This window comes from Gordonia cholesterolivorans (genome assembly GCF_039531975.1).
Classification (GTDB): Bacteria; Actinomycetota; Actinomycetes; order Mycobacteriales; family Mycobacteriaceae; genus Gordonia; species Gordonia sihwensis.
Genome location: NZ_BAAARB010000013.1, coordinates 104935 through 123680, shown reverse-complemented (window position 1 = coordinate 123680; position 18746 = coordinate 104935). Strand labels below are relative to the sequence as shown.

The following is an 18746-nucleotide window of genomic DNA, read 5'->3' as shown; positions in this document are numbered from 1 at the left end:
CCACGGATACCTCGGCGACGTCCCGCCCGCCGAGTTCGAGCACGCGTTCTATGCTGTCCAAGCCGACCGCGAACAGCTGGTCGGAATCAAATAGCGCGAGTCTCCATCAAACCCAGGGCGCTTCACTTTGCGCAGCTCGGGCGGGAATGCCAGGAAGGGGATGAACCGATCCCAGGCTCGGTCGAAAGCCATTGCCGCACTCGGATATTTGGCGCCTAGTTCCGAGTCGCGGAAGGCTTCCCACTCGCGGCGGGCGGTCTCGGCGTCGGGGGCGGTGTAGATCGGTTTAATCGCCCGAGCGACGTCTTTGCGGTCTTTGTAGTTCACGAACCGCATCGAGTTGCGGATCAGATGCACCACACAGGTTTGCACGGTGGCCAGCGGCCAGGTCGCCTCGATCGCTTCGGGGAATCCGGTGAGCCCGTCACAGCACACGATCAGCACGTCCTTGACGCCGCGGTTGGCCAGATTCGCACACACCCCGGCCCAGAACTTGGCGCCTTCTTCGGCCTGTATCCAGATTCCCAGCACATGCTTGACGCCGGCCATATCGACGCCAATAGCAATGTGGGCGTGCTTGTTTCGGACATGGGCGCCGTCTTTGACCTTCACCACCAGGGCATCAAGGTAGATGACGGGATACAACGGCTCCAGCGGCCGGTTCTGCCATTCATCGACCGCGTCGAGGACCTCGTCGCAGATCTTCGAGATCGTCTCGTGCGAGAGATCGGTGCCGATCGTGGAGGCCAAATGGTGTTGGATGTCGCGCAACGTCATGCCGCCGGCGTAGAGCGAGATGATGATGTCGTCGAGGCCGCCGAGGCGGCGCGAGCCCTTCGGGACCAGCCGCGGGGTGAACGTGCCGTCACGGTCACGAGGAATGTTCAGCTCGACCGGCCCGGCCTCCGAGGCCACCGTTTTCGGGCTCGACCCGTTACGGGCGTTGGGCAACTCCCGCCCGGCCGGATCGCCCTTGGCATAGCCGAGGTGATCGGTCAGCTCGGCCTTCAGACCGCGTTCGAGGGCCAGTTTGATCAGACCTGGGATCAACCCGCCTTCGCCGGTGATCTGGATCTGGCCGGTATCGATCTGGGCGAGCAGCTCATCGACCATGCCCGAGGCCTGTAATGCCTCGGCGACTTCCGCGGTCGAGCGCGGCTCGGCCAGTTCAGGCAACTGCTCGTCGTCGTGGCCCTGCTGCTTGTCGTCTAACGCCATGCTCATAGATCTTCCTCTCACTGATGAGCACTGGACTTACACAGACCATCTGACACCCCCGAGCGAGCAGCCGGTCACCGACCTTGCCCAGATCATCCGGATTCAACCCGGCCGCCGCGTCGGCCAACTCCGCCTCCGCGCGGGCTTTGACCTCCGGCGCGATACAGCCGGGCACTTTCGCCAAAACGCCCGAGATCACCAACGCGTGTTCGGCACCGACAGTCCCGGCCGCCACCGCGGCGGCGGTCGCCGGCTTGCGCGGAGGCAGCGTCTGCCCTTGACAGTTGGAGAACTCGCCGATCGCCTCAGCCATCCGCAGCCGCCGGCCGGCCTCGCGGGTTCCCAGCCGCAGCCCTTGTGAGAGGTATTGGTGCGGATTCAGGTACCCGGCGGTGCGGTGCGCGTTGCGGTCGGAGACCTCCACCAACAATCTGGACGAAACGCCGTCCCAGCGTCGCCGAATGCGTTCGGCGGTCTGTGTGTGGGCCAGCAGTTCCGGTTCGGTCTCCGGTGACAGGGAGGTCTCGGCGAGCTTCACCGCCGCGGCATCGATCAACGCCAACAACTCCGCGGGCTGGTCCGGCAGTGCACCGGTGGCAACGACAGTCGCGATCGGATCAGTGAACGGATCGGTCATCGCTGCCACCTCCCCCGAGTGTTTCAGCTGGTCACACCATGTTTTCTTGACTACCTGAACGCTATCACTCAGGTCCGACAAAACTGGTCCGCGAGCGGGCGGTGGAGATGTCGGAAATCTTCAAGACCTCGGGAGTGTGTGGTCGTACCGTCGAATCATGGAAACGTCCACTGCCCTGAACCAGACCCTGAAGAGCCTCGCCGACGTTCTCGACGGTGCCTCAGACACTCCGCTCGACGCTCCGACTCCATGCAGCGAGTTCGACTTTCAGACGTTGCGGGCCCACGTCGTGGGGTGGTTGACCGCGTTCACCGACGGGTTCACCTCAGACGACCATCTCTGCAGTGATCCGGGCGCGGTGTCTGTGGCCGGCACCGGCGGCGACCAGGTACGGGAGCTCGCCGAACGACTCGACGTCGTGCTGCCGGAGGCCGCCGCCGAACCGCTCCGAATCGGAGATTCCGCGATGCCCGGAGACATGGCTCTGTCGATGATGTTGTGGGAGTACCAGGTTCACGGTTGGGACCTGGCTCGCGCGGCCGGGAGACCCTGGGCGCCCGCCGACAGCGCGCTGGAGGCCTCGCTGGAGTTCGCGCCCGGGATGCTCACCCCGGACTTCCAGGGCGAGGGCAAGGCCTTCGCGGCTAGCGTGCCGGTTCCTGAGACCGCCCCGCCGCTCGACAGGCTCGTCGGGTTGTCGGGCCGTGACCCGCACTGGACGGCCTGACCGAAGCCGTCACACCTGACGGCTTCCGGAGCGTCGGTCACTGCGAGTCGACGGCGGTTTGCTAGTCTTGGAGCCGCGAGATCGCCTCGCAGTGCCGATGTAGTTTAGTGGTAGAACATCAGCTTCCCAAGCTGAGAGTGCGGGTTCGATTCCCGTCATCGGCTCCACGAAATCCCCTGGTCGGAGCATTTCTGGCCGGGGGATTTCGCGTTGCGAGGCAACTGTGAGTCAACATCTGCGAGTAGGTGCGGGCTCGCCCGCACCCGACTCCGGACGTCTCGATCGGACTCTGAGTCCACCGCATGGCGACACTCGACGAGTGCATCTGCGATCGGCGCATCAGGCACGGTCTCAACGCCACGTCGTCGGGCGAGCTGACGCGGCGCCGACCTGCGTGCCCCGACCATTGCTCGGACGGTCCGTACATCGCCCGCCGCAACGTATTCCGTTTGCTGTGACGGCTCGAGCATCCGGCGTCGGCCCCCGCCTCCGCGTCCTCATGGGGCGGACGGACATGGCGATGCGGCGCCGGCGGTCTTGACCGAGCGGGAGCACACGTCTATACATGTATAGACAACGTGATGGGTGTCACTAACGGCGATGCTCATTGCGGACCCCACACCAATCGGCCGAGCGGCCGACCACCCCCAGGAGGTAGCGCCCGTGAATGCCACCGCACCCGGCACACCCACGGAGTCGACCACCGGCGGCACGTTGCGCCGCGGGCTCTCAGCGCGGCACATCCGCTTCATCGCGCTCGGCTCGGCGATCGGCACAGGACTGTTCTACGGATCGTCCGACGCGATCCAGACCGCCGGACCCGCCGTCCTGATCGCCTACATGATCGGCGGCGCGGTGGTGTTCCTGGTGCTGCGGGCGCTCGGCGAGATGGCGGTGGCGAATCCGGTGGCCGGCTCGTTCGGCGAGTACGCGCGCAAGTACCTCGGCCCGCTGGCCGGGTTCACCACCGGATGGACCTACATCTTCGAGATGGTGATCGTCTGCCTCGCCGACGTGACGGCCTTCGGCGTCTACATGGGCTTCTGGTTCCCAGACGTACCCAGATGGATCTGGGTGCTGCTGGTGGTGCTCGTCGTCGCCTCGGTGAACCTGATCAGCGTCAAGGTCTACGGCGAACTGGAGTTCTGGTTCTCACTGATCAAGGTCGTGGCGATCATTGCGATGATCGCCGGCGGCGCGGCCATCCTGATCTTCGGCTTCGGCGTGCACGACGTGAGCACCGGAGTCAGCAATCTGTGGACACACGGCGGTTTCGCGCCTAACGGCATCGGCGGCATCATCGCTTCCTTCGCGGTGGTGATCTTCGCCTACGGCGGCACCGAGATCATCGGTGTGACGGCCGGAGAGGCGGCGAACCCGGAGAAGACCATCCCGCGCGCGGTCAACACCGTCCCGATCCGAGTCATTCTGTTCTACGTGCTCACGCTCGCGGTCATCATGGCGATCAACCCGTGGACGAGCGTCGACTCCAAGTCGAGCGCGTTCGTCCAGATCTTCCAGGGACTCGGCCTGCACGCGGCGGCGACCGTGCTCAACCTGGTGCTCATCACCGCGGCGCTCTCGGCGATCAACAGCGACATCTACGGCGCCGGCCGCCTGCTGTACGGCATGGCGCACAAGGGACAGGCTCCGGCCGCGATGCGCAGAGTCAGCCGCGGCGGCGTGCCGTGGGTGACGGTCGCGGCGATCGCCGTGGCGCTGCTGATCGGCGTGGTGCTCAACGCCCTCATCCCGGATCGGGTGTTCCTGATCATCGCCGCCATCGCCACCTTCGCGACGATCTGGGTGTGGCTGATGATCCTGCTGGCCCAGGTGGCCTCGCGCCGCAAGATGAGCGCGGAGGAGCAGGCCGAACTGAAGTTCCCGGTACCGCTGTGGCCCTACGGACCGATCGCCGCGATCGCATTCCTGCTGTTCGTGTTCGGCATCCTGGCCTACTACCCGGACACCCGAGTCGCGATCATCGTCGGCGTCGTCTGGCTGGCACTGCTCACCCTGGCCTACCAGCTGTGGGTGCGACGCGCCTCCGAAGACCGGAGCGAGGACGCGCACGACGAAACCCACCCGCCGGCGGTGATGGCCGCCGACCCCGCAACCGTTCCCCCGACCACCTCGTCAGAACCCGAATTGGAGCAACCATGACCATGACCGCACAGACCGAATCCACCCCGACGGCCGAGACCGTCGTCGGCATCGGGGCAGTGAGCCCGGACGACGTGGTGGCAGTCGCACGGCACGGCGCGAAGGTCCGGCTGTCGGACGAGTCGCTGGCCGCGATCGCGCAGACCCGCACCCGCATCGAGGCGTTGGCCGCCGACCCGAAGCCGGTCTACGGAGTGTCGACGGGCTTCGGCGCCCTCGCCACCCGACACATTCCGCAGGAGATGCGCAAGCAGTTGCAGCGCAGTCTGGTCCGGTCGCACGCCGCCGGGTCGGGACCGGAAGTGGAACGCGAGGTGGTCCGCGCGCTGATGCTGCTGCGCCTGTCCACTCTGGCGACCGGCCGCACGGGAGTCCGGCCCGAGGTCGCGCAGACCTACGCGGCCCTGCTGAACGCCGGCATCACCCCGGTGGTTCACGAGTACGGCAGCCTCGGCTGCTCCGGCGACCTGGCCCCGCTCGCGCACTGCGCGCTGGCCGTCATCGGCGAGGGCGTGGTCCGTGACGCCTCCGGGCAGCAGATGCCCGCGGCGCAGGCTCTCGCGGCCGCAGGCATCACCCCGGTGGTGTTGGAGGAGAAGGAGGGCCTGGCACTCATCAACGGCACCGACGGAATGCTCGGCCAGTTGGTGCTGGCCTGCCACGACCTGCGGCGGCTGCTGGCGCTGGCCGACATCACCGCGGCGATGAGCGTCGAAGGACTCCTGGGCACCGGGCGCGTCTTCGCCGCCGACCTGCAGGCACTGCGGCCGCACCCGGGACAGGCCGCGGCCGCCGGCAACATGACCCGGCTGCTCGAGGACTCCCCGATCGTGGCCAGCCACCAGAGCCCGGACTGCACCATCGTCCAGGACGCGTACTCGCTGCGCTGCGCGCCCACCGTGGCCGGCGGCGCCCGCGACACCCTCGCGCACGCCGAACAGGTCGCCGCATGGGAACTGGCTGCCGCCGTCGACAACCCGGTGGTCACCATCGACGGACGAGTGGAGTCCAACGGCAACTTCCACGGCGCCCCGGTCGCCTACGTCCTCGACTTCCTCGCGATCGTCGTGGCCGACGTCGCGTCGATGAGCGAGCGACGCACCGACCGATTCCTCGACACCGCCCGCAACCACGGGTTGCCGCCGTTCCTGGCCGACGACCCGGGTGTCGACAGCGGTCACATGATCGCGCAGTACACGCAGGCCGCGATCGTCTCCGAACTCAAGCGGCTCGCCGCGCCCGCCAGCGTCGACTCCATCCCGTCATCGGCGATGCAGGAGGACCACGTCTCGATGGGCTGGTCGGCGGCGCGCAAGCTCCGCAAGAGCATCGACGGCCTGACCCGGGTCCTCGCTGTGGAGGCGCTGACCGCCGCACGCGGACTGGACCTGCGGGCACCCCTGCAGCCGGCGCCCCCGACCGCCGCCGTCCGTGACGCGATCCGCGCCCGCGTGCAGGGCCCCGGAACCGACCGCTGGCTCGCCCCCGAGATCGACGCGGTCGTCGAACTGGCCCGCAGCGGCGAACTGCTCGACGCGGCGGAGTCGGTGACCGGTCCGCTGGACTGATCGGCCCCAGAAGCCACACAAGACTGTGGGAGCCCGCCCGGATTCCGGGCGGGCTCCCACAGTCTCCGGTCGGTTCGAGGGTCTGTGTTGGTCGGACGTGAACTGTCTCGCGAGCGCTCTGAGCGCCGCCGATCAGGCGCGCGCCGTGACGATCCGGTGCAGCAGTCGCGCCGCGGTACGCGCCGTGCGGCCGTCGATGTCCAGTGCGGGGTTGAGTTCCGCGACGTCGCAGAGTGCGAGCCGGCCGCTGCGCGCCACCCGGTCGCACACCCGCTGGACGGTCTCCACCGGAACCCCGTATGCGGCCGGGGCGCTGACGCCGGGGGCCACCGCGGCAGGCAGCACATCCAGGTCGATGGTCAGGTACAGCAGATCCACATCGTCGAGGAACGCATCGACGAAACGGTCGACGACGGCGAAGTCGGCGACCGAGCAGGCGTCGTCGAACAGATACCGCACACCGAGCGCGTCGGCGGTGTCGAAGAGCACCCGCGTGTTGCTCGGCTGACTGATGCCGAGCACCGCGTAGCGGAACTGTGCGCCGCGCGCACGCTCGTGTTCGGCGATCTGCCGGAACGGGGTGCCGGAACTGGGCACGGGGTCCGGCCGCAGATCGAAGTGCGCATCGAGGTTGAGGACCCCGAGCCGTGCCCCGGCCTGCGCGGCCCGCGAGCGGGCCAGACCGAGGAAACTGCCGTACGCGACGGCGTGACCGCCGCCGAGGACGAGCGGGAGGTGTCCGGCGTCGAGCAGCGTGCCGACCACCCGGCCGAGCCGCTCCTGGCCGGCTTCCAGCTCGCCGTCGGTGACGGCGACGTCGCCGGCGTCGAAGACGTTGATCGGTCCGGACAGGGCCATCGGCGCCAACGCGCGCCGCAGTGCACCGGGCCCCGTCGCCGCGCCGGTGCGGCCCTTGTTGCGGCGTACCCCTTCGTCGCTGGCGAAGCCGACGATCGTGGTGGGGGCGGGGGAGTCGGCGGCGGGCGGATCGTCGGCGACGAGCGGGCGCACCACGTGATGCCACCGCACATGTTCGGCACCCGGGCCGTCGTCTCGCCCCGACCACGGTTCGGGTGTCACATCCACGAGTCCGGTCATCGACATCGCTTGTGCCTCTCAATCTTCGGTTGTCAGTGTCGGGCGGGGACGAGTGCCCCGTTCTTCCACACCTCGCGGACCAGCGGAACTCCCGGCCGATAGGCCAGATGGATGTGCGACGGTGCGTCCAGTGCGATCGCGTCGGCGCGTGATCCCACCGTCAGACGGCCGATGTCGTTGCGCTGCAAGGCCGCTGCTCCGCCGGCGGTGGCGGCCCAGACCGCCTCATCGGGACTCATGTGCATCTCCCGCACGGCCAGCGCGATGCACAGCGGGATGCTCGTGGTGTAACTGGTGCCGGGATTGCAGTCGGCGGCCAGCGCCACGGTGACGCCGGCGTCGAGCATCGCGCGGGCGTCGGGGTATCTGCTGCTGCGCGTGCAGAAGTCGGCGGTGGGCAGCAGGGTCGCGACTGTGCTGCTCGCGGCCAGCGCTTCGACGTCGTCGGCGGTGGTGTGCGTGACGTGGTCCACCGACGCGGCGCCGAGCTCGACGGCCAACTGCACGCCGGGGCCGGGGCCGAGCTGGTTGCCGTGCACTCGCGCGGTCAGCCCGGCGTCGATGCCGGCACGCAGCACCGCCTCGGACTGGTCGCGGTCGAACGCTCCGGTCTCGCAGAAGACGTCGATCCACTTCGCGTGCGGTGCGCAGTCGGGGATCATCCGCTCGCAGACCATCTCGACGTAATCGTCGGTGCGACCGGTGTATTCGGGCGGCGTGACGTGCGCGGCGAGCAGCGTCGTCTCACCGGTGTGCCGGCCCGCGACGCGAAGGCTGCGCATCTCGGTGTCGATGTCCTGCCCGTAACCGGACTTGCATTCGATCGTGGTGCTCCCGGCGGCGAGCGCCTCGCGCACCAGCCGCGCCATGTTGGCGTCGAGCTGGTCGTCGGAGGAGCCGCGGGTCGCGGCGATGGTGGTGCGGATACCTCCCGCGCCGTACGGCTCGCCCGTCATCCGGGCCGCGAACTCCTCGGCGCGTTCACCGCCGAACACCAGATGTGCGTGACTGTCCACGAAGCCCGGCAGCACGGCGCGTCCGTCCACGTCGTAGCGGTGGTGCGCGGCGCCGTCCGGAACCCGGGCGGCGGGGCCGACCCACTCCACGACGCCGTCGCGGAAGACCATCGCGGCGTCGTGGAGCAGTCCCAGCGGACCGTCGCCGAGCTCCGGGCTGTTGGTGACCAACGTGCCGATGCCGGTGATGAGAACCGATCCGTCTGAGGTCATCGGTCAGCTCTCGGCCATCGGGATGCGCACGCCGCGGGTGCGTGCGGTCTCGGTGGCGTGGTCGTAGCCGGCGTCCACGTGCCGGATGACGCCCATGCCCGGGTCGTTGGTGAGGACCCGTTCGATCTTCTGCGCGGCGAGTTCGGTTCCGTCGGCGATGCACACCTGGCCGGCATGGATCGAGCGTCCCATGCCGACGCCGCCGCCGTGGTGGATCGACACCCAGGAGGCGCCGGACGCCGTGTTGACCAGTGCGTTGAGCAGCGGCCAGTCGGCGATCGCGTCCGAACCGTCGGCCATGTCCTCGGTCTCGCGGTAGGGCGAGGCCACCGAACCGGAGTCGAGGTGGTCGCGGCCGATGGCCAGCGGCGCCGACAGTTCGCCGCTGGCGACCATCTCGTTGAACTTGAGTCCGGCACGGTGCCGCTCTCCGTAACCGAGCCAGCAGATGCGGGCGGGCAGTCCCTCGAACTCCACCCGCTCACCGGCCATCGTGATCCAGCGCCGCAGGTGCTCGTTCTCCGGGAACAGTTCGAGGATGGCCTTGTCGGTGGCCTCGATGTCCTTCGGGTCGCCCGACAGCGCCGCCCACCGGAACGGGCCGAGGCCTTCCTCGAACAGCGGGCGGATGTAGGCCGGAACGAAGCCCGGGAACTCGAACGCCCGCTCGTAGCCGCCCTTGCGGGCCTCGTCGCGGATCGAGTTGCCGTAGTCGAAGACCTCGGCGCCCCGATCCATGAACCCGACCATCGCCTCCACGTGCGCGGCCATCGAGCGCTGCGACTCCGTGGTGAACCACTGCGGATCCTTCTGGGCGTACGTGTGCCAGTCCTCGAGGGAGATCCCGACGGGCAGGTACGACAGCGGGTCGTGCGCGGAGGTCTGGTCGGTGACGATGTCGATCGGGGCGTTCATCTCCAGCAGCTGCGGGAAGATCTCGGCCGCGTTGCCGAGCAGGCCGATCGACAGCGGTCGGCGCTCGTCGCGGGCCTTGGTCGCCAGATCGAGCGCCTCGTCGACGGTCTCGGCCTTCGCGTCGAGGTAGCGATGCGCGATGCGGCGGTCGATGCGGGCCGGGTCGCACTCCACGCAGATCGCGACGCCGTCGTTCATCGTGACCGCCAGCGGCTGGGCGCCGCCCATGCCGCCGAGGCCGGCGGTGAGGGTGATCGTCCCGGCCAGCGTGCCGCCGAAGCGCTTGCGGGCCACGGCACCGAAGGTCTCGTAGGTGCCCTGCAGGATGCCCTGGCTGCCGATGTAGATCCACGAGCCGGCCGTCATCTGGCCGTACATGGTCAGCCCGAGTTCCTCGAGCCTGCGGAACTCCTCCCAGTTGGCCCAGTCGCCGACGAGGTTGGAGTTGGCCAGCAGCACGCGCGGCGCCCACTCGTTGGTGCGGAATACGCCGACCGGCTTGCCGGACTGCACCAGCATGGTCTCGTCGTCCTTGAGGGTCTTGAGCGTGGCCACCATCGCGTCGAACGCGGCCCAGCTGCGGGCGGCGCGACCGGTGCCGCCGTAGACGACCAGGTCGTCCGGGCGTTCGGCGACCTCGGGGTCGAGGTTGTTCATCAGCATCCGCAGCGCGCCCTCCTGCTGCCACCCGAGGGTGTTGAGCTCGGAACCGCGCGGTGCGCGGACGGGGCGGGCTTCGTGGCCGGGCGAGGTGATGTCCATGAGAACTCCTGGTGTTCTGCGTCGTGTTTATCGGTGGTTGTGTACTGGCTCACGTTCTGCAAGTATGACTTGTATATTCCTGTCTATACAGATTCGTGTCAAGGGGCGGTTCCGAAACCGGTCCCGGGACGCGAGAAGTTCGACCACGCGAACGGACACGACGACCAGCCGGATGCAGCGTGGTATCCGGCGGAAGGGTCCCTTGAAATGGACACCGCATCTCCCACCGACACCGCCGCCCTCGTCCACACCGACGCCGACCACACGGATGCCGACCACACGGATGTCGGACACACCGCCGCGGGCGGGATCGACGATGCCCTCGCCCGCGTCTTCCGCCGATGGGACGAGGCGGCCCTCGACGGCGCACAGACCGACATCCGCGACTCACTCGCACGGTTCGTCTCCGGGCTGCCCGCCGGGTACAAGCAGGACTTCGAGCCTCGGCGCGCTCGCGTGGACCTGGACGTTCTGGCCGGGCTCGCCGCCGGGGACCTGGATGTCCGCCTCGCCGCCGACCCGGCCGCGGCGGACCGGCACCGGCTGTCGCTGTACGTCGGCGGACAGCCGGCGTCGCTGGGCGACGTGATGCCGTTGCTGCAGAGTCTCGGCGTCGAAGTGCTCGACGAGCGTCCGTACGCGCTGGTCTCGCCGACCGAGGTGCCGTGCTGGGTGTACGAGTTCACGGTCCGCTACCCGAGCGCCCCGACCGACGGTTTCGAGGCCTTCGCGGCGCGCTTCGCCGCCGCCGTGCGGGCGCTGTGGCACGGACGGACCGAGCCGGACGCGCTCGGCGAACTGGTGGCCCGCGCCGGACTGCACTGGCGACAGGTGACCGTGCTGCGCGCCTGCGCCGAATACCTCCGTCAGGGCGGACTGCCGTACAGCAGCGCCTACGTCGCCGACGTCCTGCGCCGTCACCCGGACATCGCCGCGGGGATCGTCGGGTACTTCACCGCCCGGTTCGACCCGGCCGCCGCGACCGGCGACGGGGGCGAGGCCGCGGCGGCCGAGGTATCGGCGCTGATCGAGACGGTGCTCGGTCTCGACGAGGACCGGATCCTGCGCGCATTGGTCGACGTGGTGCGGAACACCGTGCGCACCAACTACTTCGCCACGCCCGAACGCGAGGCGCTGGCACTCAAACTCGATCCGCGCGCCATCGCCGAACTGCCGCAGCCGCGCCCGCGACACGAGATCTTCGTTCACTCACCGTCGATGGCGGGTGTGCACATGCGGTTCGGGGCGGTCGCCCGCGGCGGGCTTCGCTGGTCGGACCGGCGTGAGGACTTCCGCACCGAGGTCCTCGGTCTGGTGAAGGCACAGGCGGTGAAGAACGCGGTGATCGTTCCGGTCGGAGCGAAAGGCGGGTTCGTGCTGCGCCGCCCGCCCGCCGCGACCGGTGACGCCGAAGCCGATCGTGCGGCGCTGCGCGCGGCGGGCGTTGCCGGTTACCGCCTGTTCATCCGCTCGCTGCTCGACGTCACCGACAACGTCGACCGTGCCACCGGTGCCGTGATTCCGGCCGCCGGCCTGGTCCGGTACGACGGTGACGACGCCTACCTCGTGGTGGCCGCAGACAAGGGCACTGCGTCGTTCTCCGACATCGCCAACGAGGTGGCCGCCGAATACGGCTTCTGGCTCGGCGACGCCTTCGCCTCCGGCGGCTCGGTCGGCTACGACCACAAACAGATGGGCATCACCGCCCGCGGGGCGTGGCAGGCGGTGACCCGCCGATTCCGCGAACTCGGCGTCGACGTCGGTGCCGAGGACTTCACGGTCGCGGGGATCGGCGACATGAGCGGCGACGTCTTCGGCAACGGGATGCTGTGCAGCGAACACATCCGGCTGGTCGCGGCCTTCGACCACCGGCACATCTTCCTCGATCCCGACCCGGACGCCGCGTCGTCGTACGCGGAGCGGCGGCGGCTGTTCGAGCTGCCGCGGTCGTCGTGGGCCGACTACGACAGTGCGCTCATCAGCGCGGGAGGCGGGGTGTGGGAGCGCGGCGTGAAGTCCGTGCCGGTCAGTGCGCCGGTGCGCCGGGCACTCGGCCTCGACGAGTCCGTCACCGAACTGACCCCGCCGGAGCTGATCCGGGCGATCCTGCGCGCACCCGTCGACCTGCTGTGGAACGGCGGCATCGGCACCTATGTGAAGGCGGGCACCGAGTCTCACGCCGACGCGGGGGACAAGGGCACCGACGCCGTGCGCGTGGACGCCGGCGACCTGCGCGCCCGTGTGATCGGGGAGGGCGGCAACCTCGGCCTGACGCAGGCCGCCCGCATCGAGTTCGCGCGCGGCGGCGGCAAGGTCGGCACCGACGCCCTCGACAACTCCGCCGGCGTGGACTGCTCCGACCACGAGGTGAACATCAAGATTCTGCTGGACGACCTGGTGGGCGCCGGTGAGATCGACGCCGAAGCGCGGGCGCGGTTGCTCGCGGCCATGACGGACGAGGTCGCGGCATTGGTACTGGCGGACAACGTCTCCCAGAACGCGGTGATCGGTACCGCCCTCACCGAGGCGCCGGCGCAACTCGGAGTGCACGCCCGGCAGATCGCGGCACTGGAGGCCGCAGGCGCGCTCGACCGCGCATTGGAAGTGCTGCCGGACCGCGCCGAGATCGCCGCCCGCAAGCGGGCGGGGGAGGGCCTCGCCGCCCCCGAACTCGCGACGCTGATGGCGCACGTCAAACTCGAACTGAAAGAGCAACTGCTGGCAGGCGACCTCGTCGACCACGGCGTCTGCGTGCCGATCCTGCGCGAGTACTTCCCCCGGCCGCTGCACCGCGCGCACGCCGACGCGATCGATCGGCATCGGTTGCGCCGCGAGATCATCGCGACCGAACTGACCAACCGCGTGGTCGCGGGCGGTGGCCTCGCCTACGTCTTCCGGCTCGCCGAGGAGGTGGGGGCGTCCACGGACGACGCCGCGCGGGCGTTCGTCGTGGTGACGGAGGTGTTCGGGTTGCCGGAGCTCTGGTCGCGCATCGGTACGGCCGATGTCCCCGCCGCGGTCGCCGACGAACTCGTGCTGGTCTCCCGGCGGCTGCTCGACCGGGCGGCGCGCTGGATGCTGAATCGTCGTCCCCAGCCGCTGGCGGTCGGTGCCGAGATCGCGCGGTTCCGCGAGCGGATCGCGAGGGCGTCGGAACTGCTCGGCGGCTGGCTGGTGGGCGCCGACCGCACCAACCTGCACGACCGTACGCGCGCGATCGCGCGCCGCGGTGCGCCCGAAGAGCTGGTGCGCGACGTGGAGTTGGTGCTGGATCGGTTCGGTCTGCTCGACGTCGTCGAGATCGCCGACCGGTCCGGATGCGAACTGTCCGTCGCGGGGGAACTGTACTTCCGACTGTGCGAACACGTGGGCCTGGTTCCGCTGCTCGGCAGGGTGTCGGCGCTGCCGACGGAGAGCCGGTGGGACACGCTGGCGCGGCTGGCGCTGCGGGATGAGTTGTACGACAGCGTGCGCGTCCTGACCCTCGACGTTCTCATGCACTCGGTGGCCGGCGACGGTCCCGAACGGATGATCGCGGACTGGGAGGAGCGCAACGGGTCCCGGCTGAGCCGGGCGCGGGCCGTGCTCGACGAGGTCGCCCGGATACCCGTCTCCGCCGACCGCGGGCTGGCCGCGCTGTCCGTCGCGTCGCGGCAACTGCGACGGATGGCCGGCTGAGGTCGGTAGACTTCGTGGGCCGGTGAGATCTCGAGGAACAGGGGCGGTCGATGGCAGTGGTCGAACTCGACGCGGACCTCGCGGCTCTGTTCGACGAGCCCGGCGGCGAGTCGCTTCCCGCCTACGAGCGCGTCAAGCGGTTGGTCTCGGCTCAGATCCGGTCGGGGCGGTGGTCCGAAGGCGATCAACTGCCGTCCGAGAACCAGTTCGTCAACGCGCTGGGGCTCTCCCGGATGACGATCAACCGGGCACTGCGCGAACTCACCGGCGAGGGGCTGATCGTCCGGATGATGGGCGTGGGTACCTTTGTGGCGGGAACGAAGGCGCCGTCGCCGCTGTTCGAGGTGAAGAACATCGCCGACGAGATCCAGCAGCGCGGGCACCGGCACCGCACCGAGGTGGTGCTGGTGCGCGAAGAGAAGGCCACTACCGCATCGGCGCCGTTGAGCGACGCCGTCGGGGTCGCCACGGTGTTCCACTCGGTGCTGGTGCATTTCGAGGACGAGACGCCGATCCAGGTCGAGGACAGGTTCGTCAATCCTGCCGAGGCGCCCGACTACCTCGCGCAGGACTTCACCGAACTCACGCCCAACGATTACCTCAGCCGTGTGGCTCCGCTGGTCCGGGGAGAGCATGTGGTGGAGGCGGTGCTGGCCAGTCCCGAGGAATGCCGGCTGCTGCAGATCGAACGGTCCGAGCCGTGCCTGCTGATCCGGCGCCGGACCTGGTCCGAGCACGGACTGGTGAGTGTGGCCCGGCTGATCCATCCCGGCTCACGCAATCGGCTGGAGGGCTCGTTCACCCGCTGACCGTTCGGCTGTGGGGACCACGGTGGAGAACCCGAGCGGGTACGCCGTCCGAATGGTCGCTCTCGCGGCGAGAGGTCCGTCCCGATTAGGTTCGGATCACCGCGATCGGCTACCCACCGGAGACTCGATGACTGAACCACCGCCCGGCGGCCACCCGTCGTGGGGACCCGGCCCGTCGCAGCTTCCGCGGCCGCTCGCATTCGGAATGCTGCCGCAGGGGCCGTACCTGAGCGAAGGGGTGGCGATCATGTGCGGCTTCGCGATCTTCAATCCCGTGCTCGCCTCCTCGGCGATCAGCGTCGAGGTCGACGGATACGAAATGGCACCGGTCAAGTGGGGCCGGATCGAAGTCCCCGTGGTTCCCGGAACGCATCGTTTCCGGGTGTTCATCCGACGCGGCGCCGAACGCAAGCACCTCGCCGAGTGCACCGGTGAGGTCCGTGCGGGCGAATTGCTGGAGCTGACCTACATGTTCCCCCGGTTCGGTGGCGTGCAACTGTATTCGACGCCGACCGCGGCGGAGTCGCGGCGTGCGCTGCTGGTGTACTTCGCTCTGGTGGCGGTGATCTGGGCGCTGCTCTGGGGCGTCACGCTGCTGTGAGTTGCTGCGAGACAGGCGCGGACACCGGGCGGTTCGGCGATTCTCTGCGCCTGGTCCGCCGCGCGTGGTGCGATTGATTCGATGAACGATTCCGGCACCGCGCCCCATCGAACGAGCCACGTGGCCGCGGCGTTGCTGCGGCCGCTCGGAGCCGCGGCGGTCCTCCTCGCGGGCTACTTCCTGCTGCCGATCGGCAGCGACAGCACCTGGCGGGTGCCCGGGATGATCGTCGGCGTCGCGCTGCTCGGCGGCTTCTGCGTATGGGAGGTCCGGCACTTCCTCCGGTCCGACCACCCGGTCGCGACGGCGATCGAGATGCTCGCCGCCGTGATCTGCTTCTACATCGTCTCGTTCTCGGCGACCTACTACCTCTTCAGCGAGTACGCGCCCGGTTCGTTCAACGAGGACCTGAGCAGAGTCGACGCCCTGTACTTCTGCCTGACGGTCTTCACGACCACCGGATTCGGCGACCTGGTCGCGGTATCGCAGAATGCGCGGATCGCCGTATCGGTTCAGATGGCGAGCAGTTTGATCGTGCTCGGTCTCGGTATCCGCTTCGTCAGCCTCCTGGTGCGCGACCGAGTCTCCGGCGGTCGCCGGCTCGACGAGTACCGGCGCCGGCAGCGGGACGAGCAGTGACGTCACCGCCGCCCGGTGCGCTCCGCACTCCCGACCCTCGATGAACTCGGCCTTCATGCTCTAGTCTGAGGAATCGTGCTGCTATCAGACCGCGACATCCGTGCCGAGATCGATGCCGGGAACCTCGGCATCGACCCGTTCGACCCGGGCCTGGTCCAGCCGTCGAGTGTGGACGTACGACTGGACTCGCTGTTTCGCGTCTTCAACAACACCAAGTACACGCACATCGATCCCGCGAAGCGGCAGGACGAGTTGACCACCTTGGTCGAACCCGCCGAGGGCGAGCCCTTCGTGCTGCATCCGGGCGAGTTCGTCCTCGGCTCGACCCTGGAGGTGTGCTCGCTGCCCGACTTCCTCGCGGGCCGTCTGGAGGGCAAGTCGTCGCTCGGCCGATTGGGCTTGCTCACGCACTCCACCGCGGGCTTCATCGACCCGGGCTTCTCCGGCCACATCACGCTCGAACTGTCGAACGTGGCGAATCTGCCGATCACGCTGTGGCCGGGAATGAAGATCGGCCAGCTCTGCCTGTTCCGGTTGACCAGCCCCGCCGAGAGCCCGTACGGCTCCGCGTCGGTCGGGTCGAAGTATCAGGGGCAGCGCGGGCCGACGCCGTCGAAGGCGTACCTCAATTTCCAGAGATGAGCCGGAGCCGGCACCGGCGGCACCGGTGCGGGTGACGGGTTCGAATCACCACTAGGAGAGTCGTCGTGACGGGTCCGCTCAGCCGACCGCCGGCCTGGCTGGCGGACTTCGACCTGCCCGGCGACCCGACGGGTGCGGTGATCGCCCTCGATCTGCGTCCCACCGGACTGTGGGCCGCGCGCATCGAGAACGGTGCGGTGATCGCGTCCGAGGTCGAGGAGCGCATCCACCCCGACGTGCTCGACGCCAGAATCGCCGCGTACCTGCGCGATACCGGTCGCGTCGACGCTGCGGCCCCGGAGGTCTTCGCCGAGCTCGTCACCCTGGTGGGCCGGGCCCGCGCCTCGCTCGCCGGACGCGACAGTGCGCTCATCCTCGGAGACGAGCACATCCGGGTGCTCACGCTGACGCTCGACGACGTCGTCGAGGCCACCGTCCCGGAGGCGAATCGCGCCCACGGAATGGTGGTGGAGCTCGCGGGCGCCCTGCCGGTCGATGCGATCGCGCTGGGGCCCGGCGACACCGCCTGGCCCGGGTTGTCCGAGTCGCTCACCGAACGCGGCTTCTCGGTGATCGCACCGGGCGACGACTTCCCGGCGACCTTCGGCGGTGACGACGAGCCGACCGAGACGCTCGCTCCCGTCCCCGCACCGCCGCCGATCCGCGCGTGGGATGCCGGCGCCGCGGACCCCGGGCTGATCGACCCGGCCGACTACGGACTGGATCGCTTCGGCAACGCGCTGCCGGACGTGTACGACGATGCCGAGGGCGCCGAGGAACCACCTGCCGAGGAGCCGGCGCCCGCGGACGCGGCCGTCGAACCGCAGCCGGGTATGAGGGGCCGGATGATCGTGGTGGCGGCGCTGGCGCTGCTCGCGATCGGGGGCGGCGGCGTGGCGCTGGCGATGAATGCTCATGAGACTTCGGGGCCCGACCGGAGCGCAGCGGAATCGGCGACCCGGCCGACTGCCCGGACCTCGAACACCGCGTCCGAGCCGGTCCGGGTGCCCGGCTCGGTGGATCCGCGCGATGTCGCCGCGGCGCGGGCGCCGCTGGCCAGGTACACCACGCCTCCGCCGCCTCCGCCGCCGCCCAAGACGACGCGGCGCACGCCGACGGAGGCGCAGACCGGCCCTGCGCCGCCGGCTCCGCCCCCGGAGAACCGGCGTCGGACGATCCCGAACCCGATACCGGGTCTCCCGCCGATCGTGATCGGGTAGCGCGGTCTCACGCGGCCCGATCCGAGACGGTCGCCTTCAGCTCTCGCGCTGGTCCCGGCGTTCGCGGGCGACGGCCAGGTAGTCGTCGAGCTGTCGTGCCAGTTCGCGGTCGAGCGCGCGGTAGAGCGTGTTGTGCGCCGCCACCCGGCCGGTGACCTTCAGCTCGCCCAAGAAGGTGGACGCCCAGTCCGACTCTGCTCCGCTCTCCGGGATCCAGCCGTCGAAGCGGCCTTCGGTGATGGCGCGGCGGCCGGCGCTGATCAGCGTCTTTGCGGCACGGTCCATGTCCTCGTCGAGCTGTCGCTGCAGGTCGAGGATGTACGGCAGCGGTATGCCGATCTGCATCAGACGCTGGTAGGCGTCGATGGTCTCGACGTCCTTGATCATGTACTGGCGGGGCGGGTCATCGTCGCCGATCGGCTCGATGAGCCCGAACTCGCGGACCCGGCTCAGCAGCTTCGGATCGCTGGTGTTGAGCTTGGCGTGCAGCTCGGCGGCGGTCACGGTGTCGGTGGGGGTCTGCGACCACGGCCGCGACACCACCTCGCGCAGCCCGAGCGACTCGGCGATGTCGTCGCCTGTCTGCACGCGCTTGAAGAAGTCGCCGATGTGCGTCATCGTGAAGCCGCGAGCCAGCAGATCGTTGATGACGCGCAGCTTCGCCAGGTGCTCGTCGCCGTAGATCGCTATCCGGCCGCGGCGGATGGGACGCGGGATGAGTCCCCGATCCTGGTAGCCGCGGACGTTGCGGGTCGTCGTTCCCGCGGCCCGTGCCAGATCATCGATTCGGTACTCGGTCATGGGGTGCATTGTTCCAAACCCCGGACCGGTGCCGGAGCC

General features: G+C 69.1%; 14 protein-coding genes, 1 tRNA gene and 1 pseudogene. 10 read left to right on the top strand and 6 right to left on the bottom strand.

What is annotated here, in order from left to right:
- Positions 1–123 precede the first annotated feature (123 nt).
- Positions 124–1224: pseudogene (locus tag ABFX36_RS13020) on the bottom strand (IS256 family transposase); the annotation flags it as partial.
- Positions 1169–1855 (bottom strand): DUF222 domain-containing protein, encoded by a 687-nt coding sequence (locus tag ABFX36_RS13015; RefSeq protein ID WP_346076671.1) that lies wholly within the window; start codon positions 1853–1855, stop codon positions 1169–1171. The pseudogene ABFX36_RS13020 and the gene ABFX36_RS13015, both read right to left, overlap by 56 nt.
- Positions 1856–2012: 157 nt before the next feature.
- Between ABFX36_RS13015 and ABFX36_RS13010 the strand changes: the two genes are divergently transcribed.
- From ABFX36_RS13010 to hutH, 4 genes are all read left to right on the top strand, one after another.
- Positions 2013–2582 carry a TIGR03086 family metal-binding protein gene (locus tag ABFX36_RS13010; RefSeq protein WP_346076669.1) on the top strand — a complete coding sequence of 190 codons (570 nt, stop codon included), beginning with the start codon at positions 2013–2015 and terminating at the stop codon, positions 2580–2582.
- Between the two features lie 93 nt (positions 2583–2675).
- A tRNA-Gly gene (locus ABFX36_RS13005) sits at positions 2676–2749 on the top strand.
- 496 nt (positions 2750–3245) lie between these two features.
- Positions 3246–4745 (top strand): amino acid permease, encoded by a 1500-nt coding sequence (locus ABFX36_RS13000; RefSeq protein ID WP_278125944.1) that lies wholly within the window; start codon positions 3246–3248, stop codon positions 4743–4745.
- A 2-nt stretch (positions 4746–4747) separates the two neighbouring features.
- Positions 4748–6313, top strand: a complete 1566-nt coding sequence (gene hutH / locus ABFX36_RS12995) for a histidine ammonia-lyase (protein ID WP_278127394.1) — start codon at positions 4748–4750, stop codon at positions 6311–6313.
- A gap of 132 nt (positions 6314–6445) precedes the next feature.
- Here the strand turns inward: hutH and hutG are convergent, their stop codons facing one another.
- The 3 genes from hutG to hutU are packed head-to-tail and all read right to left on the bottom strand — an operon-like array spanning position 6446 to position 10317.
- On the bottom strand, positions 6446–7411 hold the full coding sequence (gene hutG / locus ABFX36_RS12990) for a formimidoylglutamase (protein WP_411815728.1): 966 nt from the start codon (positions 7409–7411) through the stop codon (positions 6446–6448).
- Positions 7412–7443: 32 nt separating this feature from the next.
- A complete protein-coding gene (gene hutI, locus ABFX36_RS12985) occupies positions 7444–8640 on the bottom strand; it encodes an imidazolonepropionase (RefSeq protein WP_278125948.1) in 1197 nt (398 codons plus the stop codon).
- 3 nt (positions 8641–8643) lie between these two features.
- Positions 8644–10317 (bottom strand): urocanate hydratase, encoded by a 1674-nt coding sequence (gene hutU, locus ABFX36_RS12980; protein ID WP_222110923.1) that lies wholly within the window; start codon positions 10315–10317, stop codon positions 8644–8646.
- Between the two features lie 207 nt (positions 10318–10524).
- On the opposite strand from hutU, the gene ABFX36_RS12975 reads away from it, so the two are divergent.
- The 6 genes from ABFX36_RS12975 (at position 10525) to ABFX36_RS12950 (ending at position 17906) form a co-directional block, all read left to right on the top strand.
- Entirely contained in the window at positions 10525–13995 is a 3471-nt protein-coding gene (locus ABFX36_RS12975; protein WP_346076665.1) for an NAD-glutamate dehydrogenase domain-containing protein, read from the top strand.
- A gap of 50 nt (positions 13996–14045) precedes the next feature.
- The gene (hutC, locus tag ABFX36_RS12970) at positions 14046–14804 is read left to right on the top strand and encodes a histidine utilization transcriptional repressor HutC (RefSeq protein WP_346076664.1); all 759 of its coding nucleotides are present in this window, start codon (positions 14046–14048) and stop codon (positions 14802–14804) included.
- Between the two features lie 127 nt (positions 14805–14931).
- Positions 14932–15405, top strand: a complete 474-nt coding sequence (locus tag ABFX36_RS12965) for a hypothetical protein (protein ID WP_346076663.1) — start codon at positions 14932–14934, stop codon at positions 15403–15405.
- An 81-nt stretch (positions 15406–15486) separates the two neighbouring features.
- A complete protein-coding gene (locus ABFX36_RS12960) occupies positions 15487–16044 on the top strand; it encodes a potassium channel family protein (RefSeq protein WP_045539376.1) in 558 nt (185 codons plus the stop codon).
- A gap of 75 nt (positions 16045–16119) precedes the next feature.
- Positions 16120–16686 (top strand): dCTP deaminase, encoded by a 567-nt coding sequence (gene dcd / locus ABFX36_RS12955; RefSeq protein WP_006896972.1) that lies wholly within the window; start codon positions 16120–16122, stop codon positions 16684–16686.
- Positions 16687–16751: 65 nt separating this feature from the next.
- Positions 16752–17906, top strand: a complete 1155-nt coding sequence (locus ABFX36_RS12950) for a hypothetical protein (protein WP_346076661.1) — start codon at positions 16752–16754, stop codon at positions 17904–17906.
- Between the two features lie 36 nt (positions 17907–17942).
- Here the strand turns inward: ABFX36_RS12950 and ABFX36_RS12945 are convergent, their stop codons facing one another.
- Positions 17943–18707 (bottom strand): MerR family transcriptional regulator, encoded by a 765-nt coding sequence (locus ABFX36_RS12945; RefSeq protein WP_039867658.1) that lies wholly within the window; start codon positions 18705–18707, stop codon positions 17943–17945.
- Between the last annotated feature and the right edge of the window lie 39 nt (positions 18708–18746).